18 protein-coding genes and 1 tRNA gene are annotated in these 17,638 nt (G+C 64.8%); 10 read left to right on the plus strand and 9 right to left on the minus strand.

Annotated elements, in window-relative coordinates; all coding sequences use genetic code 11:
- Positions 1 to 5: 5 nt before the first annotated feature.
- From mnhG to M1E07_RS19040, 6 genes are read right to left on the minus strand one after another with little or no spacing between them, the layout of a single operon-like run.
- Positions 6 to 416 (minus strand): monovalent cation/H(+) antiporter subunit G, encoded by a 411-nt coding sequence (gene mnhG / locus M1E07_RS19015; RefSeq protein WP_461188173.1) that lies wholly within the window; start codon positions 414 to 416, stop codon positions 6 to 8.
- Entirely contained in the window at positions 406 to 684 is a 279-nt protein-coding gene (locus tag M1E07_RS19020; RefSeq protein WP_461188174.1) for a monovalent cation/H+ antiporter complex subunit F, read from the minus strand. Before M1E07_RS19020 ends, mnhG begins: the two co-directional genes overlap by 11 nt.
- Positions 681 to 1,226 (minus strand): Na+/H+ antiporter subunit E, encoded by a 546-nt coding sequence (locus M1E07_RS19025; RefSeq protein ID WP_461188175.1) that lies wholly within the window; start codon positions 1,224 to 1,226, stop codon positions 681 to 683. The genes M1E07_RS19020 and M1E07_RS19025 overlap by 4 nt, the downstream gene beginning before the upstream one ends.
- Positions 1,223 to 2,827 carry a Na+/H+ antiporter subunit D gene (locus M1E07_RS19030; RefSeq protein ID WP_461188176.1) on the minus strand — a complete coding sequence of 535 codons (1,605 nt, stop codon included), beginning with the start codon at positions 2,825 to 2,827 and terminating at the stop codon, positions 1,223 to 1,225. The genes M1E07_RS19025 and M1E07_RS19030 overlap by 4 nt, the downstream gene beginning before the upstream one ends.
- Positions 2,824 to 3,345 carry a Na(+)/H(+) antiporter subunit C gene (locus M1E07_RS19035; protein WP_461188177.1) on the minus strand — a complete coding sequence of 174 codons (522 nt, stop codon included), beginning with the start codon at positions 3,343 to 3,345 and terminating at the stop codon, positions 2,824 to 2,826. Before M1E07_RS19035 ends, M1E07_RS19030 begins: the two co-directional genes overlap by 4 nt.
- Entirely contained in the window at positions 3,342 to 6,446 is a 3,105-nt protein-coding gene (locus M1E07_RS19040) for a Na+/H+ antiporter subunit A (protein ID WP_461188178.1), read from the minus strand. Before M1E07_RS19040 ends, M1E07_RS19035 begins: the two co-directional genes overlap by 4 nt.
- Positions 6,447 to 6,641: 195 nt before the next feature.
- On the opposite strand from M1E07_RS19040, the gene M1E07_RS19045 reads away from it, so the two are divergent.
- The 3 genes from M1E07_RS19045 to M1E07_RS19055 all read left to right on the plus strand — a co-directional run bounded on the left by M1E07_RS19045 (position 6,642) and on the right by M1E07_RS19055 (position 9,837).
- Positions 6,642 to 8,045 (plus strand): MFS transporter, encoded by a 1,404-nt coding sequence (locus M1E07_RS19045; protein ID WP_461188179.1) that lies wholly within the window; start codon positions 6,642 to 6,644, stop codon positions 8,043 to 8,045.
- 122 nt (positions 8,046 to 8,167) lie between these two features.
- Positions 8,168 to 8,650 (plus strand): cation:proton antiporter regulatory subunit, encoded by a 483-nt coding sequence (locus M1E07_RS19050; protein ID WP_461188180.1) that lies wholly within the window; start codon positions 8,168 to 8,170, stop codon positions 8,648 to 8,650.
- A 5-nt stretch (positions 8,651 to 8,655) separates the two neighbouring features.
- The gene (locus M1E07_RS19055; RefSeq protein ID WP_461188181.1) at positions 8,656 to 9,837 is read left to right on the plus strand and encodes a cation:proton antiporter; all 1,182 of its coding nucleotides are present in this window, start codon (positions 8,656 to 8,658) and stop codon (positions 9,835 to 9,837) included.
- A gap of 15 nt (positions 9,838 to 9,852) precedes the next feature.
- Here M1E07_RS19055 and dcd read toward each other — a convergent pair whose 3' ends face one another.
- A complete protein-coding gene (dcd, locus tag M1E07_RS19060; protein ID WP_458780130.1) occupies positions 9,853 to 10,428 on the minus strand; it encodes a dCTP deaminase in 576 nt (191 codons plus the stop codon).
- A gap of 129 nt (positions 10,429 to 10,557) precedes the next feature.
- Between dcd and M1E07_RS19065 the strand changes: the two genes are divergently transcribed.
- Positions 10,558 to 12,294, plus strand: a complete 1,737-nt coding sequence (locus M1E07_RS19065) for a CAP domain-containing protein (protein WP_461188182.1) — start codon at positions 10,558 to 10,560, stop codon at positions 12,292 to 12,294.
- Here M1E07_RS19065 and M1E07_RS19070 read toward each other — a convergent pair.
- A complete protein-coding gene (locus tag M1E07_RS19070) occupies positions 12,257 to 12,760 on the minus strand; it encodes an SRPBCC family protein (RefSeq protein ID WP_461188183.1) in 504 nt (167 codons plus the stop codon). The two genes, M1E07_RS19065 and M1E07_RS19070, sit on opposite strands and share 38 nt — an antisense overlap.
- A gap of 235 nt (positions 12,761 to 12,995) precedes the next feature.
- On the opposite strand from M1E07_RS19070, the gene M1E07_RS19075 reads away from it, so the two are divergent.
- The 3 genes from M1E07_RS19075 to M1E07_RS19085 all read left to right on the plus strand — a co-directional run bounded on the left by M1E07_RS19075 (position 12,996) and on the right by M1E07_RS19085 (position 14,460).
- Positions 12,996 to 13,069, plus strand: a tRNA-Gly gene (locus M1E07_RS19075).
- Between the two features lie 99 nt (positions 13,070 to 13,168).
- Positions 13,169 to 13,309 (plus strand): hypothetical protein, encoded by a 141-nt coding sequence (locus tag M1E07_RS19080; protein ID WP_461188184.1) that lies wholly within the window; start codon positions 13,169 to 13,171, stop codon positions 13,307 to 13,309.
- Positions 13,306 to 14,460: a N(5)-(carboxyethyl)ornithine synthase gene (locus M1E07_RS19085; RefSeq protein WP_461188185.1), complete on the plus strand. Its 1,155-nt coding sequence runs from the start codon at positions 13,306 to 13,308 to the stop codon at positions 14,458 to 14,460. Before M1E07_RS19080 ends, M1E07_RS19085 begins: the two co-directional genes overlap by 4 nt.
- A 7-nt stretch (positions 14,461 to 14,467) precedes the next feature.
- Here the strand turns inward: M1E07_RS19085 and M1E07_RS19090 are convergent, their stop codons facing one another.
- Positions 14,468 to 15,850: an MFS transporter gene (locus M1E07_RS19090; RefSeq protein WP_461188186.1), complete on the minus strand. Its 1,383-nt coding sequence runs from the start codon at positions 15,848 to 15,850 to the stop codon at positions 14,468 to 14,470.
- A 143-nt stretch (positions 15,851 to 15,993) separates the two neighbouring features.
- Here M1E07_RS19090 and M1E07_RS19095 point away from each other — a divergent pair, with 143 nt between their 5' ends.
- From M1E07_RS19095 to M1E07_RS19105, 3 genes are all read left to right on the plus strand, one after another.
- On the plus strand, positions 15,994 to 16,848 hold the full coding sequence (locus M1E07_RS19095; RefSeq protein WP_461188187.1) for a LysR family transcriptional regulator: 855 nt from the start codon (positions 15,994 to 15,996) through the stop codon (positions 16,846 to 16,848).
- Positions 16,849 to 16,854: 6 nt separating this feature from the next.
- A complete protein-coding gene (locus M1E07_RS19100) occupies positions 16,855 to 17,142 on the plus strand; it encodes a hypothetical protein (protein WP_461188188.1) in 288 nt (95 codons plus the stop codon).
- A 146-nt stretch (positions 17,143 to 17,288) separates the two neighbouring features.
- On the plus strand, positions 17,289 to 17,606 hold the full coding sequence (locus tag M1E07_RS19105; protein ID WP_461188189.1) for a hypothetical protein: 318 nt from the start codon (positions 17,289 to 17,291) through the stop codon (positions 17,604 to 17,606).
- The last annotated feature ends 32 nt before the right edge of the window (positions 17,607 to 17,638 follow it).

Here is a 17,638-nt window from a genome sequence, read left to right on the forward strand (position 1 = left end):
GGCAGTTACTTGCTGGAGCCGTCGCCGGAATCGTCCTCACGGGCGGTTTTGGCGGCGGCTTTTTGCACTACTGCCTCCAACTCATCGGCCGTCAGCAGTTCGCGGTGCAGGTGCTTGGTGCGGTAACCCGCCCTGCCCACCATGTGGGCGGACACCGGTACCGTCAGAAGCTGGAAAATCCAGGCCACCACGAGTGCGGGCCACACCCACCAGGTGCGCATCTGCAGACCGATGGCTGCCAGCAGCAGGAACAGCCCCAACACCTGCGGCTTGGTGGCGGCGTGCATGCGGCTCAAGAGGTCCGGAAAGCGGAGCAGGCCGATAGCGGCGGCCAGGGACATAATGGCCCCCACCACCATAAACACGGCGGATAGCAGGTCGATCCACAAGTCCATGCCGGTAGCGTCAGGACTCACCTGGCACCTCCCTTCGGTCGGCCACAAACCGGGCAACCGTCACGGACCCCAGGAAACCGATGATGGAGATGGCCAGCACCAGCATCAGGTTGTGCAAATGCCGGTTCACGGCCATGTCCACGCACAGTGCGCCGCCGAGGATGGCCAGCAGGACGTCCGCCGCGAGCACCCGGTCCAGCAGCGAAGGCCCGCGGGCGATCCTGATGATGGCACCCCCCGCAGCCAGCGAGAAGATGACGGCGGTAAGGACCAGGACTGTCTGCATCATGCGGCTGCCTCCGTCCGGACGGCGTCGAGTTCTTCCTTGGTGCCCATGATCCTGATCAGCCCGGCTTCGATGGAACGCACCTCTTTCCTCAAGTTTTCAACGTCCTCGGCGGAACTGATGTTCAGTGCATGCAGGTACAGGGTTGAGGTGGACCTGTCCACCTCAACCACCAGCGACCCCGGGATCAGCGAAATTACGTGCCCCGTTGCCGTGACCAACAGGTCCTGGTGGCTCCGCAGCGTCACGGCCACCACGGCGTTTTTCACCCTGGGCCCGCGCACCACGGCCAGGTACAGGACCTGCGCACTGGCAACCACCACCTTCGCCAGGAACACGAGCGCGAAGGGTACGGCGTAGAGGATGTTGAAACGGCCGCTCAGTTCCACCGGCGGGAGGTAGAACAACCGCGCGACGGCAACAGCCAGCAGTGCACCAAAGAGGAGATTTCCGGGGCTGAAGTCCTGCCACAGGGCGCCCCAGACAATGACCAGCCACACCAGGAGGGGAAGCTCCTGGCGCAATGAAATGCGCCGGCGGCTCATTTTCCTCCTCCGGACGTCAGGACCATTGGAACAATGGTGTCCTCGCCCAGGACGGCCTGGATGTAGGAGGACCTGTCCAGCATGTCTTCCGCGGCCTGGTCGGAAACCGCAAACAACGGACCGGCGAAAACAGTAAGCGCTACACCAAGAACCACCAGTCCCAATGTGGAACCCACCATGGTGCGCGGCAGGAGGGTTACCGTGTTCCGCTTGGCCCCCGGACCGGCCACCCTCGCAAGGGGCGGGGCAAGCAGTACGGGATCCGGGTGTTCGGCATCGGCCGGGCTTCGCCAGAAAGCGCGGTTCCAGACCCTGGCGATGGCAAGGAGCGTGAGCAGGCTGGTGAGGACACCGCCGATCACCAGTGCGTAGGCCAGCGGCGTGCCCAGCTCGATGCCGGCCTGCATGAGCCCCACCTTCCCCAGGAAACCGGAGAAGGGAGGGATGCCGGCCAGGTTCATGGCGGGAACGAAGAACAGCAGAGCCAGCAGCGGCGAGAGTTTGGCGAGGCCGCCCAGGCGGTCCACCGACGAGCTTCCGCCGCGGCGTTCGATCAGGCCCGTCACCAGGAAGAGGCTGGTCTGGATGGTGATGTGGTGGGCCACATAGAAGACGGCCGCACCCAGCCCCGCGGTGGAGGACATGGCGAGGCCGAACACCATGTAGCCGATGTGGCTGACCAGCGTGAACGAGAGCAGACGCTTGATGTCGTTCTGCGCCAGCGCACCAAGGATTCCCACCACCATGGTCAGCAGTGCGGCCACCATCAGGGGTGTGTTGAGGGTGTCCCCGGGAAAGAGCAGGGTCTCGGTGCGCACCATGGCGTAAACACCCACCTTGGTGAGCAGTCCGGCGAACACGGCGGTGACCGGCGCGGGCGCGGTGGGGTAGGAGTCCGGCAGCCAGAAGGACAGCGGGAAGACAGCCGCCTTGATGCCGAACGCCACCAGCAGCATTACGTGCAGCAGCGTCTTGGTGCCCTGGTCCAGCTCGCCAAGCTTGATGGCGAGATCGGCCATGTTGACGGTCCCCGTGGCTCCGTAGACCATGGCGATGGAGATCAGGAACAGCACCGAGGACACCACGGACACCACCACGTAGGTGACGCCCGCCCGGATCCTTGGCCCGGTGCCGCCAAGGGTCATCAGGACATAGCTTGCCGTCAGCAGGATCTCGAAGCCGACGTAGAGGTTGAAGAGGTCGCCGGAGAGGAACGCGTTGGAAACGCCGGCCACCAGAATCAGGTAGGTGGGGTGGAAGATCGAGACCGGAGCGTCATGGTCGCCGTCGGCCATGCCCTGGCCGGTGGCGTACACCAGCACGGCCAGGCTCACCGCCGAGGAGACCACCAGCATCAGGGAGGAGAACTGGTCCACCACCATCACGATGCCCCACGGGGGCAGCCAGCCGCCGATGGTCACGGCCGCAGTCCCGCCGTCCCACACCGAGGCCAGCAGGAAGCATTCCAGCAGGAGCGTGAGGGACAGCAGCGCGATGCTGACCGCCCGCTGCGCCCGTGAGTGCCGGATCAGCAGGAAGGTCAGGGCGGCGCCCAGGATGGGAAGTACGACGGCGAGCGGGGCAAAGCTTGCGATGTTCACTTTCCGACTCCTTCCGGGCCAGGGGCCACATTTTTGGAGCCGGGTTTTTCTTCCGCGGCTGCACGCTCGGCCGGCATCTCCCGGCCGCCCGCCACGACCGTCGCAACCGGGAACTCCGAGGTTTCTGCGGGGATCTCGGCGTCGTCCTCGGCGTCGAAGCTGGGCGTTACCGCCACACGGAGGTCTTCCACGTCGTCCTGGATTTCATCCTGGCGGGCCAGTACCCACGTGCGGTAGATGATGCCGAGCATAAACGCCGTGACCGCAAAGGAGATCACAATGGACGTCAGGATCAGCGCCTGGGGCAACGGATCGTTGTAGTCCTGGGCGGCAATGTCCTTTGAATACAGCGGGGCAAGGCCCGAGTATCCGCCGGTGGCCAGGATCAGCAGGTTGGTGGCGTTCGCCAGGAGCATCAGTCCCAGCAGCACGCGCGTGAGGCTGCGTTCCAGGATCAGGTAGATTCCGCTGGCGTACAGGGCACCCATCACAATCAGCAGGGTCAGGTTCACGCTCATGCTTGGCCCTTTGCGGTGGTTTCGGCGGACAAGCCTTCCGGCTCTTCGCTGCGTGCGGACGCGGCCGGGGCGCGGATATCCGCGCCCCGCAGGCCTGCGGCGGAAGCAGCCCCGGCCAACTCCGGCTCGTCATCGGTGGCACCGGCGGGAGCGGCGGACCGCTCTTCGAGGTGCTCGTCGATTTCGGCGCCGAGGCTCCGCAGGACGTCCAGCACCAGGCCCACCACCACGATGTACACGCCGATATCGAAGATGGTTGAGGTGACGAACTTGATGTCGCCGAACACCGGCAGCCAGAGTTCAATGATGGCCGTCTGGAATACCTGGCCGCCCAGCAGCAATGGCGCCACGCCGGAAGCTGCAGCAACTGCGAGCCCCACACCCAGCAGGGCACCCGCGCTCACGGGTGTCGCCTCTCGCAGTTCGAACCGCCCGCCGGCAAGGTAGCGGATGGTCAGGGCGAGACCTGCGGTGAGGCCGCCGGCAAACCCTCCGCCCGGAAGGTTGTGCCCGGCCAGCAGGAGGTACAGCGAGAAGATGATCATGGAGTGGAAGATCAGCCGGGTGACCACTTCGAAGATGATGGAGCGGCGTTCGGGGGCCAGGGTGCGCCCTGCCACTATCCACGCGTCCCGTGCTGCCGCGGCGAACTTCCGGCTGACCGCTAGCGCAGCGGCGTCCCGCGTGCTTGGGTTGACGGCGCGGTACCGGCCCACGGTGCCCGCGGCAACGGTGGCGGAGTTCCTGATGCGGTCGCCGCGGCCCCGGATGAAGATGAGGCTTGCGACACCTGTGGCTGCAAGGGCAAGGACGGTAATTTCGCCGAAGGTGTCCCAAGCCCGGATGTCCACAAGGGTGACGTTGACGATGTTCAATCCCCCGCCGCCCTCGTAGGCGAGGCGCGGGAACTCCAGCGAGACGGGGATGGCTGTCCGGGCGCCCATGGCGTAGATCGCGGCGAAAACCATGGTGACGCCGAAGCACAGGCCGATGATGACCCGTACCACGCGGTATTTTCCGCCGGTGCGGCCGCGGAGCTCAGGGGGCAGGCTGCGCAGCGCCAGGACGAAGGCCACCAGGACGATCGTTTCCACCAGCATCTGGGTCAGGGCCAAGTCCGGAGCGCCCTGGAGTGCAAACATCAGGGCGATGCCATAGCCCGTTACCGAAACCATCAGGACCGCCAGGAACCGCTTGTTGGCTTTGACTGCGGCCAGGGCACCGATCACGATGCCCGCGCCCACCACGAGCTGGAGCGGGGAACCGGGGTCAACAAGGTAGATATCGTCCGGAAGCGGCTTGCCGGCCAGCAGGATGGCCGAGAGAGGCAGCACAAACGCGACGCTGAGGATGACGGCGAGGTAGTAGTACAGCGAACCGCGCTGGGTACGGCCGGTAACCCACACCGCCACGTCATCCAGTGCACCGACGGTGTACTGATAGGCCTTGTCTCCGTCCACCCATCCCGGCACCAGGGACTGGGCCCGGGAAACCGCGTTGCGGCCAAAGTACATCGCCAGGCCAAGCGCGAACGTGAGTGCCGTCAAGCCAAGCGCGGGGGTGAAGCCGTGCCACAGCGCGAGGTGGCCCGCCTGCTCAGCGGGCGTTCCGGCGTCGGGAGCGGAGGAAGCAAACAGGGCGGCGTACGGCTGGATCCAGGCGTCCACGGGGACCGGCCAGAGGCCGTAGACAATGGTCAGGAGGCTGAGGATAGCCGGCGCTGCCAGGAAGGAAGGCTTGATGGCCTTGAAGGGCGTGCGCTCCACTCCGGGCTTGACGGCGAACGCGCCCCACATAAAGCGTGCGCTGTACGCGAAGGTGAGGATGGATCCCAGGACCAGCCCGGCCAGGACTACCGCACCCCAGAAACCGGCAGCGGGGTCACCTGCGTGGTGGACGAATGCCTCCAGCACTGATTCCTTGGCCACGAAGCCACCCAGGAACGGTACGCCTGCCATGGACGCGGCGCCGATGCCGGCCACAATACCCAGGGCACGGGAGGACCGGAAAACGCCGGAAAGCTTGCGGACATCGCGGGTGCCGGACTGGTGGTCGATAATGCCCACCACCAGGAACAGGGTGGCCTTGAACAGTCCGTGGGCCAGCAGCATCGCGAGGCCGGCCAGGGCGGCATCCGGCGTGCCGAGCCCCACCACCATGGTGAGGAAGCCCAACTGGCTCACGGTGCCGTAGGCGAGGATGAGCTTGATGTCGGTCTGCCGCAGTGCGCGGTAGCCGCCCACGAGCATCGTCGCCAGCCCGAGGCCCAGCACCACCGGCTGCCAGAACGACGTCTCGGAGAAACCCGGAGCGAGCCGCGCAACGAGGTAGATGCCGGCTTTGACCATCGCCGCCGCGTGCAGGTAGGCGCTGACCGGCGTGGGGGCGGCCATGGCTCCTGGAAGCCAGAAATGGAAGGGCACCAGGGCCGATTTGGTGATGGCACCTACCAGGATGAGTACGACGGCGGCGCTCACCATGGTGCCCGAAGGTCCGCCCATGAGCGCCGGCGCCTGCTGGAGGATGTCCGAGATACGGTAGGTGTCGGCGGCGTAACCCAGCATGATCAGGCCCACCAGCATGGCCAGGCCGCCCGCGGTGGTGACCATCAGCGCCTGGAGCGCCGACCGCCGTGCCGCCAGACGGGTCCGGGCGAATCCGATCAGGAGGTAGGACAGGATGGTGGTGAGTTCCCAAAAAATGAACAGCAGCAGGAGGTCGTCCGCCACCACCAGGCCGAACATCGCCCCGGCGAAGGCCAGCAGCTGGGCTCCGAAGGCGCCGAGGTCCTGGTCCTTCCGTTTGAAGTACCGTGCGCAGTAGATAAGGACCAGCGAGCCGACGCCCAGTACCAGCAGGGACATGACCCACGCCAGGGCATCCATCCGGAAGGCGAACTCAAGCTGGAGGCCCGGAATCCAAGGGACTGCCTCGGCCACCGCCCCGCGGCCCGAGTAGACGGATACGTGCTGGAGCAGCAGCCAGATGAAGGAGACAGCGGGAACAGCCGCCAGTGCGTAGAAAGCGTTGCGGCCCCAGGCCCTGAAGAAGAGCGGGGCCAGCACAGCCACCGTAAAGTGCACGGCAAGGACTGTGATCACTGGTATCTCCGCAACGTCAGGGATTCGATTGTCAAAAGTTGGAGCTGGCGGTCATTCGTAAGGTTCGGGAGGGCCCAGTTTATCAAGGCTCTGCTACCGCTTCCTCCGTGGGTGTTGTATCCTCCGGCCGCTTTCCCTGGCGTCACGGGCATCAGGTCCGCTGGGTGTTCGCCAGGGGCGGATACGATGCATCGTATGAACAGCGCCAGCGCTCCCGGGGCCACGCAACCGTCCTCGGAACTCGAATCGGGGAACCAGGCAACCAGCAAGGGCCGGATCCTTGCCTGGGCATCCTGGGACTGGGGGTCGGCGGCCTTCAACGCTGTAATGACCACGTTCGTGTTCACCGTGTACCTCACATCCAACGCGTTTGGCGGGGAAGACCAGGCGTCGGCGGTCCTGGGCGGGGCGCTGGCGGTTGCCGGCCTTGCCATCGCGTTGCTGGCTCCGGTCACCGGACAACGCTCGGACGCGGGCGGCCGGCGGAAGCTGTGGCTGGGAGTCAACACGGCTGCCGTCGCCATCCTTACTGCCCTGTGCTTCTTTGTTTTCCCCCGGCCCGAGTTCCTCCTGCTTGGGGTGTCGCTCATCGCCCTTGGCAACGTGTTCTTCGAGTTCGCGGGCGTCAACTACAACGCCATGCTGGCCCAGATCTCCACGCCGCGGAACATCGGAAAGGTCAGCGGACTCGGCTGGGGCGCGGGCTATCTGGGCGGTATCGCGGCGCTGCTGATCGTCCTGCAGCTGTTCGTCCAGCCCAGCTTCGACTGGTTCGGAGCCTCAACCGAGGACAGCCTGAACATCCGCCTCGTGGCAGTCTTCTCCGCCCTGTGGTTCTTCGTCTTCGCCCTGCCCGTACTGTTCGCCGTGCCCGAACTGCCCAAGGCCCCCCAGGCCCGCCGGCTGGGAATCGCGGCCAGCTACGGGCTGCTGATCCGGCGGATCAAGGCGATTTATGCCACCAGTCCGCACACCATCTATTTCCTGCTGGCGAGCGCAGTCTTCCGTGACGGCCTGGCAGCTGTTTTCACTTTCGGTGGAATCATCGCCGCGGGCACCTTCGGCTTCGAATTGTCCCAGGTCATCTTCTTCGCGATCTTCGGGAATGTGGTTGCGGCTGTTGGCGCCATCATCGGCGGATTCCTGGACGACAAAATTGGACCCAAGGCGGTGATCATCGGGGCCCTGGTGGGCTTGCTGATCGCCGGCACCGTCATCCTGGTCCTGGGCAGCGGCGATTACGTCTTCTTCGGAATGGCATGGCCTGGCAGCGCCACTTTCTGGGTGTTCGGGCTGTTCCTCTGCCTGTTTGTGGGGCCGGCGCAGTCCTCCTCGCGGGCGTACCTGGCGCGCCTTGCCCCGCATGGCGAATCCGGTGAACTCTTCGGGCTCTATGCCACCACGGGCCGGGCTGTCAGTTTCCTGGCACCGGCCCTCTTCACCCTCTGCATCACCCTGGCCACCCCGCTGGTGGCGCCCGGTGAAGCCCAGCGCTGGGGCATCCTGGGGATCATGGTGGTGCTCCTGGCCGGGCTCCTGGTGCTGCTGCCCGTGAAGTCGCCGGACAAGGCCTCCATCGCGGTGGTTCCCGCGGCCTGATTTTCCCCAGGCGTTTCGACGGCCCCGGCTGCCCCCGGGCCCGTCCTTACCGCGTTGGGGCTGGTCCTGCGGGAATCCTCAGGGCCCGCCCCACCGGGGTCGCGGCAGACTAGGCTTAACTCATGAACGTGGATGAGACCGACCTTCCGGGCCTCGGCCGGCGCAAGGACTTTATGACCGCTTCCGGCCGCCGTATTGGCGTCGTGGAGCTGCGGGAAGGCCAGACGGAACTTATCGTTTCCACCTGGGATGATCCCGATACCTGCCAGGCATCAATTCCCCTGACCGGGGACGAGGCTGCAACCCTCGGCAACCTTCTGGGCGGGCAGCACCTGGCCATGAAGCTGACTGAAGAACACAAAGATGTTCCCGGCATCGTCACCAGGCAGTTCTCGATCGCACCCGACTCCCCGTTCCAAGACCAGCCCATGGGGAAGGCCTGCATCCGCACCCGTTGCGGCGTTTCGATTGTGGCCATCATGCGCGAAGGCGAGGTGCTCCCCTCGCCGGGACCCGACGTCGTCCTTCACACCGGCGATCTGCTGGTAGCTGTTGGCACCCAGGAAGGCCTCGATTCGGCGGCCGATATCCTGCGTCACGGATAAACGCGATGGACCCGCTGGCCCTGACCCTCATCGAACTGGGGGCCGTTGTGTTCTGCCTTGGCCTGTTGGCAAGGCTGGCCGGACGGATCGGAATGTCACCCATCCCGCTGTACCTTCTAGGCGGGCTCGCCTTTGGCGCCGGCGGGATCATCAAGCTCGAAGGTATGCAGGAGTTTGCACACCTCTCCGGGGAAATCGGCGTGATCCTGCTGCTGCTTATGCTCGGACTGGAATATACCGCCGCTGAGCTTTTTACCGGACTTCGCCGTTCCTGGCAGGCCGGCGTGCTGGACCTCATCCTGAACTTCCTGCCCGGCGCCGCCCTCGCCCTGCTGCTGGGCTGGGGCGGGGTGGGTGCGATGGTGATGGGCGGGGTTACCTACATCTCCTCGTCCGGAATCGCGGCCAAGGTCATCACGGACCTGGGCAGGCTGGGTAACCGCGAAACTCCGGTGGTGCTGTCCATCCTGGTCTTTGAGGACCTGGCGATGGCTGTCTACCTGCCCATCCTCACCGCCGTGCTGGCCGGGGTGAGCTTCCTCGGGGGACTGACCACCGTGGGTGTCGCGTTGGCTGTGGTGAGCCTGGTCCTGATGGTGGCGCTGCGCCACGGGCACCGGGTCTCCAAGGCCGTGCACAGCGAGAACTCCGAAGTGTTCCTGCTGAACGTCCTGGGCGCCGCGCTGTTGGTGGCCGGCTTCGCTTCAGCCATGCAGGTGTCCGCGGCGGTGGGGGCCTTTATGCTCGGCATCGCCATCTCCGGCGCTACCGCCCACAACGCCACCCGCATCCTCGAACCATTGAGGGACCTGTTTGCGGCCATCTTCTTTGTGGCATTCGGCCTCAACACTGACCCCTCGTCCATTCCCCCGGTGCTCGGCTGGGCACTCGCGCTCGCCCTGGTCACCGCGGTAACCAAAATGGCAACCGGGATTTGGGCGGCAAAGCGCGCCGGCATCGCACGTCCCGGACGGTTCCGTGCCGGAGCAACGCTGATAGCCCGCGGTGAATTCTCGATCGTCATTGCCGGTTTGGCCCTGGCCTCAGGTGCGATTCCTGACGAACTTGCCGCACTGGCCACTGCCTATGTGCTGATCATGGCCGTTGTGGGTCCGCTGGCGGCACGCTATGTGGAACCGTTGGTAAAGTCCGTGCTGCCGCCCGCTGGTGTTGCGGCGAAGGCCTAAACGGTTGCGGCGACGCTAAATCGATGTGCGGTGGAAGTTGAGGTGGCTGCGGCTGGCCGTAGGCCCGCGCTGGCCCTGGTAGCGGTTGCCGTAGTCGCCCTGCCCATAGGGGTACGCGGCCGCGGACGTGAGCCGGAAGAAGCACAGCTGGCCAATCTTCATGCCTGGCCACAGCTTAATGGGCAGCGTTGCCATGTTCGAGAGTTCCAGGGTGACGTGGCCCGAGAAGCCGGGATCGATAAATCCCGCGGTGGAGTGCGTCAGTAGCCCCAGCCTGCCCAGGGACGACTTGCCTTCCAGCCGGGCAGCAATGTCATCCGGGAGCGTCACCGTTTCATAGGTAGAGCCAAGGACGAACTCGCCCGGGTGCAGGATGAAGGGCTCGTCCTGTTCCACTTCCACCAGCCGCGTGAGCTCCGGCTGTTCTTCGGCCGGATCGATGTGCGCGTACTTGTGGTTGTCGAACAGACGGAAGAACTTGTCGATCCGGACATCCACCGACGACGGCTGGACCATCGCCGGTTCGTACGGTTCCAGCACGATCCGCTGGGAGTCTATTTCGGCGCGAATATCGCGGTCAGAGATCAGCACCGTCCCAAATTACCGTATCGGTTATCCACAGCCGCATTCTTTCGTTGTTCCTGTGCCCTGGTGGGGCTAGTGTTGCCTCAGTGATTTAAGGCGCCGGATGGTCTCCCGGATGGCCCAACAGAGCTGGGGATGTTTGTGAATAGATTGGTCGCGCCCTCTTTTATTGGCGTGCTCTGCGCGTTGGCGCTGGTTTCCTCGTCCGGGGGCACGGCCCCCTTGCCGATCGCGGCGGGCCAGACGGCGAGCCCGGCAGGCCCGCGCAGCGTCACCCTGGGGCCGGCGGGCGCGAACAACGACGGCGGCGCTTCCATGCCGGACAGCTCAGCTGTTGCCGGCCTCACCCCCGCCGTCGAACCGGACATCCGTCCGGCATCACCGTCTGAAATGGCGGGTGCGGTGACGGAGCCCGCCGCTGCGGTTGCCACGACAGAGGCCCTCCCTGCACCTGCGCCGGCCGCCCCTGCCGCAGAAGCACCGGCCCCCGAAGTAGCACCGGCCCCCGAAGTTCCGTCGATCCCGCCGCTCTGGGCACCGGATGAGGAACTGGCCTCGCCGTCGCCCCAGCGCCTCGCAGCCCCCGAGTCTGCTGCCGCCCTGCCTTCACCGGAGGCCCTGGTGGCGGACAGCAATGCGGCCGCCGTGCTCACCGTGTTCAACAAAATCAATGAATATCGTGTGTCCAAGGGCCTGAACCCGGTGAAGTACCACCCCACGGTGGCAGGGTTGGCACAGGAATGGTCCGACAGCATTGCCTCCCGCGAAGTCATCGAGCACCGCGCCAATTTTTGGACTGACTCCCGGGCCATGAGCCCCAACAACGGCGCCGGCGAGGTCATCGCCATCCGTACGGACCGCGACGCCGCCCAGCTCGTGGAGTGGTGGAAGGGTTCCCCTGGCCACAATGCCATGCTGATTGATCCGCGGTTCAACGTTATGGGTGCCGGGGTCAGCTACACGGACCGAACCTACAAAATCTGGGGCGTGGTGAACTTTTTTGGCTACACCACACTGCCGGCCGGCACCCTCAACTCGCCAGCCAGCGCAGGGTCCGGCGGCGCCTTCCCATCACCAGCACCAACTGTGTGCGACGCTCCTGCCAAGCACATGCCCCCAACGCTCAACCTCTCCGCAGCAGCGATTAAGGGGCCAGGGGACCTCGTGACAATTGACGCCACGGGGCAACTCCTCGCCCGGGCAGTCACCGCGGCACGTACCTATTCCGCCGCCAAGGTGATTGGGTCAGGCTTCGCCGGCGCCAAGGAAGTGTTCACCACCGACTGGGACCGCGACGGCGCCTTCGACCTCCTGACGCAATGGAACAGCGGCACACTGACGCTGCACCGCGGCATCGCCACCGGGGGGTTCCAGGCGCCAGTCACTCTTGGAAGCAGCGGTTGGCAACCCTTGACCCTGGCCGTCGGCGGGTGGTGCGCCAGCAACCGGATGCCGCAGATCCTTGCATTGGACGCCGGCGGGAACCTTTACCTTTACCCGAACAAGGGCCTTGGAGATTTAAACTCCAATGCACCGATGGGCAACATCGGCGTTGCCCGAAAGCTGTCCATGGTGGACTATGACGGCGACGGGTTCCAGGATGTCCTTGCCGTACGGACGAACGGGTCGGTCCAGCTCCACCGCGGCTGGGGCACCACCGCCCTGCGTGCCGAGGCGAGGGCTACCGTGGCCACCGGCTGGGGCGACGTTACGGGCATTCGGCCACTGCGGGACGTCACCGTGCTGAACTCCACCGGATTGGCGCTGCGCCGGGCCTCGGACGTGGTGCAGTACTGGGACCTGACCTCCGGAAGCCTCACGTCGCCGTCGAACCTTACGGGGCCCTGGGCGGGCCAGCGGTTGGCGCAGTAAGGGCCTGGATGGCCGGCTGGAGCTCCATGACGTCCTCGAGGCGCTCCAGTTGGGCTACCTCGGAACAGAGGTTCCGCTGGGACATCCTGCTCAGGAACCCGAGCCTTTGCAGGAGACCGGTCCGGCCCTCCGGCCGGACTTCGAGGGCAAAGCGGACGCGGGTCCCCGAAGCCTCGGAACTGAGGTAGTAACCGCCCAGGCGCTGGCCCAACCCTGAGGCGATCCGGAACTGGATTTCGGCCCCTGGCCTTGCCTCCGTGATTTCCAGATCGGCCGGAATACTCAGTCCGGAACGTCCTGCCACCATCTTCCTGTACACGGCGCCCTTGGTGCCGGCGGAACCCTTAAGCAGCTTGACGCTGCGGACCCCGTCGCGCCAAAACGGAAGGTTCGTGGCATCAAGGAGGTACAGGTAGACAGCCATGGCATCGCGCTTGATGAGGACCTCATGCTCTGCGAATACCATCGGGATCTTTCATGGTCGACGTCTACTTGTCAGTAGCTGCACCCCCCGGCACCGCAGCTACCCGGAACAGGTTAGCCCGCGCTCCCCCGCCCCCACCTAGCCAGCACCCGGTACGTTATTGAAGAGTTACTGGATGACACCCCGTTGACCGGACACGGGCAGCCAGCCCCTCTGCTTGGACGGCCCACTGCCACATCTGCGCTAAGCTATGTTCTGCCCCTGGAACGGGGGCGATGCGGCTGTAGCTCAATGGTAGAGCGCTAGCTTCCCAAGCTTGATACGCGGGTTCGATTCCCGTCAGCCGCTCCACTATTCCGCTCGTAGCCGCTAAGCTGCGCCCCGGTTATTAGGTACCGGCGTGTAGGGTCAGAGGTCAGGAACCTCTTCGGTTCCGCTACAGGAGCATTCATGGCTGACAAGTCCCCGCGTAAAACAGCATCCGCTAAATCCGGAAAGTCCATTAAGGAAAAGCGCGCAGACAAGAGGGCCGCCGCCGCGCCGGCCAGCTCCCTGGACGTGACGTCCAGCAAGGCCGCAAAGAAGAAGTGACTGGCCTCGAGAACAAACTGACCCTGGGAGTCCTGGCTTCCACCCGTAAGCCTGCCGAGCGCCGGCTCCCTATCCACCCGCTGCACTTTGAGCGCATCGCGCCGGAGGTCCGCCAGCACATCATCCTTGAGCAGGGCTACGGTGAACGCTTCGGCGTCTCGGACGGGCACCTCTCAACTTTAGTGGGCAGGATGGCGAGCCGGGAGGACCTGCTGGCGGAGGCCGACGTCGTACTCCTGCCCAAGCCGCAACCGGAAGATCTGGCCGAGCTGAAGGATGGCCAGGTCCTCTGGGGCTGGCCGCACTGCGTCCAGGACCGCTCCATCACCCAACTGGCCATTGACAAGAAGCTAACGCTGATCGCCTTCGAGGCCATGAACCACTGGGCCAGTGATGGCGGCTTCGGCCTGCACGTCTTCCACAAGAACAACGAGCTCGCCGGGTACTGCTCGGTGCTGCACGCCCTGGCACTGACCGGTTCAACCGGTGACTACGGACGGCGGCTCAGCGCTGTGGTGATCGGTTTTGGAGCCACAGCCCGAGGCGCCGTCACCGCCCTCAACGCCCATGGCGTCCACGACGTCCAGGTGCTGACCAACCGCGGGGTCGCCGCCGTCGGTGCCCCCATTCATTCGGTCAATATCGTCCAGTTTGATCACGACGACAAAGCGCCCTTCCTGAGCCAGGTCATCACCGAGCGGGGCCGGGTGCCGCTGGCGCCGTTCCTGGCCGAGAGCGACATCGTGGTCAACTGCACCCTGCAGGACCCCAACAATCCGCTGACCTATCTGCAAACAGGGGATCTTGCCGCCTTCAAGCCGGGAAGCCTGATCGTGGATGTCTCCTGCGACGAAGGAATGGGCTTCAGCTGGGCAAGGTCCACCACCTTCGCAGATCCGATGTTCACCGTCGGTGACCACATCAACTACTACGCAGTGGACCATAGCCCGTCCTATCTCTGGAACTCCTCCACATGGGAGATTAGCCAGGCCCTGCTTCCGTTCCTGGAAACGGTCATCGATGGCCCGGAGGCGTGGGCCGGGAACGACACCATCAGCCGTGCCATCGAGATCCGCGACGGCGTAGTCCGCAACAAGGACGTCCTCGAGTTCCAGAAACGGGAAGACGCCTACCCGCACCTGACCCTGTAGCCCGGCTTCAGGCCGCCGTCGCCTTGCTGACGATGCTCACGGGGTGGCGGCGGTCCTTGAGGCTGACCCTCAGCAGCAGGGAGCCTTTCCGGGCCAGGACGACGGCGACTGTCAAGGCGGCGAGGGCCGGGACTCCTCCGGCCACCAGCAAGGCCAGGTGCGGGCTGGCGTGCTCCGAGAGCCAACCGAGCATCGGCCCGCCTATTGCCTGGCCGCCGATCAGCACCATGATGTACAGGCTCACCACCCGGCCCCGGATACCCATGTTGGAGCTCACCTGGACCATCTGGTTGGACCCGGTCAGAAACATCATGCACCAGAATCCGGACAGCACCATCACAGCCCCGAACACCGCCATTGACGATACAAAGGCGGCAAGACAGAGCATCATTCCGTACATGCCGGCGCAGAACACCACGGAGCGCAGCCGCAACTGCCGGCGCCGCGTGGACGCCACGGCTCCCGCCAATGCGCCGAGCGCCACGAGGGCATTCAGCAGGCCATAGCCCCCGGCTCCGACGTCGAAGACGTGATCGGCGAAGGCAGCAAGCACAACCGGCAGGCTCATTGCGAAAACCGCAATGAATCCGGCCATCAGCCACGGCCAGTAGATGGTGGGCTTGCTGAGGGCGTAGCGGAGTCCTTCACGGAGCATGCCCTTGCTCTTGGGGGCAGGGGCGCTGACGAACAACTGGTCCTTCCGCAGGACCAGGAGCATGGCCACCGTCGAACAACAGGCGACGGCGTTGCCGGCGAACGCCCACCCTGCTCCCAGGGAAGTGAGCAGCCAGCCGGCGAGGGCGGGACCGATCAGGCCGCCCAGCTGGAACGTGGTCGAGTTGACACTGATCGCATTGCGCAGGTACTTCGGGCCCACTAGTTCGTTGACGAAGACCTGCCGGGCCGGCTGATCCAGCACAGTGACCAGGCCGAGGACCAGGGCGATGACGTAGACGTGCCAGACCTCGACGGCGCCAGTCAGGGCAAGTATCGCGAGCGCTGCGGCCAGAATCGCGGCCATACTCTGGCACAGGATCAGGATCTTCCGCTTGGCGAACCTGTCCGCCACCATGCCGCCCCAGGGTCCCAGCAGCAGTGAAGGCAGGAACTGCAGCGCCACAGTGATCCCCACGGCGGTCACGGATCCGGAAAGCTGAAGGACCATCCAGTCCTGGGCGATCCGCTGCATCCAGATGGCAATGACAGCGATGAAGTGCCCGATCGCGAAGATCCGGAAGTTGGGGACCTGCAGTGAGATGAAGGTGTGCCTCCACGGAAGGCGTTCAGGCACGACGGCGAGGGGCTGGGTCTGGTGGTCCGGCGGTGCTGAGCCGGCTGAGTCGATGACGGGCTGGGTAACAGTTGCCGATGAAGGCGGTGGGGGTGCCACAGGAGTGTCCTCAAATTGCGGTCGGTCCGGGATGAGGTTAACGCTAGGGTGGGTGCACATGATTATGGAGACGTATTGTCCCTATAACTCGTATTGCGAACTGCAATGCCACCGATGCCCGCCCCTCGCCACCGGAGTCACAAGTGTTCGAACCAGCCCAGCTGCGCTCCTTCCTGGCCGTCGCCGAAACCCTGAGCTTCACTAAGGCTGCTGAGCGGTTGGGGCTGGCCCAACCCACCATCAGCCAGCACGTCCGCAAGCTGGAAACCGCAGCCAAGCGGGTGCTCATCACGAGGGATACCCGCGATGTCAGGCTGACGGACAACGGCGATGCGATGGCCGGGTTCGCGCGGAACATCCTCTCGGCCCACGACGCCGCCGCCCGTTATTTTTCCGGCTCAGCCATGCGTGGACGGCTGCGGTTCGGCACCGCTGATGACCTCGCCATCACCGGACTGCCACGCATCCTTCGCGAGTTCCGCCAAATCTATCCGCAGATCAACCTGGAGCTGACAGTTGGCCAGAGTGACCAGCTGTACCGGAAGCTCAACGCAGGCCAACTGGACCTTGTATTCGTGAAATGGGTGGCCGGAGCCAAGGACGGCACAGTGGTCCAGCATGATTCCTTCTCCTGGGTAGGGCAGGAACAGACAGTGCTGGAACCAGGATCACCTGTCCCGCTGATCGCGTACCCCTCGCCCAGCTTGAGCCGGAAACTCGCCATCGATGCCTTGGAGTCGCGTGGCAGGACGTGGCGCATCACCTGCACCACGCGCCAGATCAGCGGGGTTCTGGCCGCCGTCCGGGCAGGCATTGGAGTCGCCGTGATGCCGTCCTCCCTGGTACCCGACGACCTGAAGATCATCACCCGGCGCTTTGACCTGCCGGCAGTCGGCGACGTGGATTTCACCCTGATCCGCAACCCCTTGGCCAACTCCGAGGTGATCGACGCGCTGACACAGTCAATAGTGGGCCGGACCATCAACCAGCCGGCTTAAGGACATTTGCTGGAGCTCCGCGGTCACGGGCGGAGCACCTCGAGGCCCGGTGACCTTTCACGGGAGGCCTTTATTGCCGACGTCGTCAACGTCATCGAGAGCCCCACGGAGAATATGCAGCTCGGGGAATTCTTCCGCTCCTGGCCGGTTCCCTTCCTGAGCCGGGATAAGGCGCAGTTCGTATCGCGCGGCCACGATGTTCGGCGGGCTGACGTCCCGGACGCATCCCACGACGCGCACCTGGACACCAACGGCGCCTGGGCAGCGGCGTTGAAGTCGTTCCTGAGCAGCTAAAGCTTAGGACAGAAGACAACCCGTTCTCCATTGATGCCAGAAGGTAGCATCACCTATGCTGGTTTTCCCACTGGTCAATCAGTTGGCCAGGTCTCTAACACGAGCATGCCCTGCCCGTCAGGTTGCATGCCCGGGACAGGCAGCCAATGACGACAGCCAAGAACACCCACCTCAGCTCTTCACACGCCCGCCCGCATAACACCGCACGGCCGCCGGCCACCCGCCAATCCACCCTCGGCTCCGGACTAGCCACCACAGACACCGGATACGTGGGTAAGCCCACTTGCGACAAGTGCCGCACCGATGAATTTGTCTACCTTGAGTCCTACATCCCGCCGACATACCGGCGCGACGGATCCGTTGCTGCCCTGGGCGAAGTCGCCTACACCTGCACCCGATGCGAGGAATTTTCCGCCCACAGCGTGCCGGTGACCTGGTCACCACCAGGCTGGTACCTGGGCTGATCGGACAGCCAACCAGCCAGTACAGCAGAAGG

The organism is Arthrobacter sp. Z4-13, from assembly GCF_054792705.1.

Bases quoted from the DNA above. Each gene is read 5' to 3' on its own strand.
- M1E07_RS19020 (WP_461188174.1), bottom strand. From the start codon at position 684: ATGATGCAGACAGTCCTGGTCCTTACCGCCGTCATCTTCTCGCTGGCT.
- M1E07_RS19025 (WP_461188175.1), bottom strand. From the start codon at position 1,226: ATGAGCCGCCGGCGCATTTCATTGCGCCAGGAGCTTCCCCTCCTGGTG.
- M1E07_RS19035 (WP_461188177.1), bottom strand. From the start codon at position 3,345: ATGAGCGTGAACCTGACCCTGCTGATTGTGATGGGTGCCCTGTACGCC.
- M1E07_RS19045 (WP_461188179.1), top strand. From the start codon at position 6,642: ATGAACAGCGCCAGCGCTCCCGGGGCCACGCAACCGTCCTCGGAACTC.
- M1E07_RS19050 (WP_461188180.1), top strand. From the start codon at position 8,168: ATGAACGTGGATGAGACCGACCTTCCGGGCCTCGGCCGGCGCAAGGAC.
- M1E07_RS19055 (WP_461188181.1), top strand. From the start codon at position 8,656: ATGGACCCGCTGGCCCTGACCCTCATCGAACTGGGGGCCGTTGTGTTC.
- M1E07_RS19065 (WP_461188182.1), top strand. From the start codon at position 10,558: ATGTTTGTGAATAGATTGGTCGCGCCCTCTTTTATTGGCGTGCTCTGC.
- M1E07_RS19070 (WP_461188183.1), bottom strand. From the start codon at position 12,760: ATGGTATTCGCAGAGCATGAGGTCCTCATCAAGCGCGATGCCATGGCT.
- M1E07_RS19080 (WP_461188184.1), top strand. From the start codon at position 13,169: ATGGCTGACAAGTCCCCGCGTAAAACAGCATCCGCTAAATCCGGAAAG.
- M1E07_RS19105 (WP_461188189.1), top strand. From the start codon at position 17,289: ATGACGACAGCCAAGAACACCCACCTCAGCTCTTCACACGCCCGCCCG.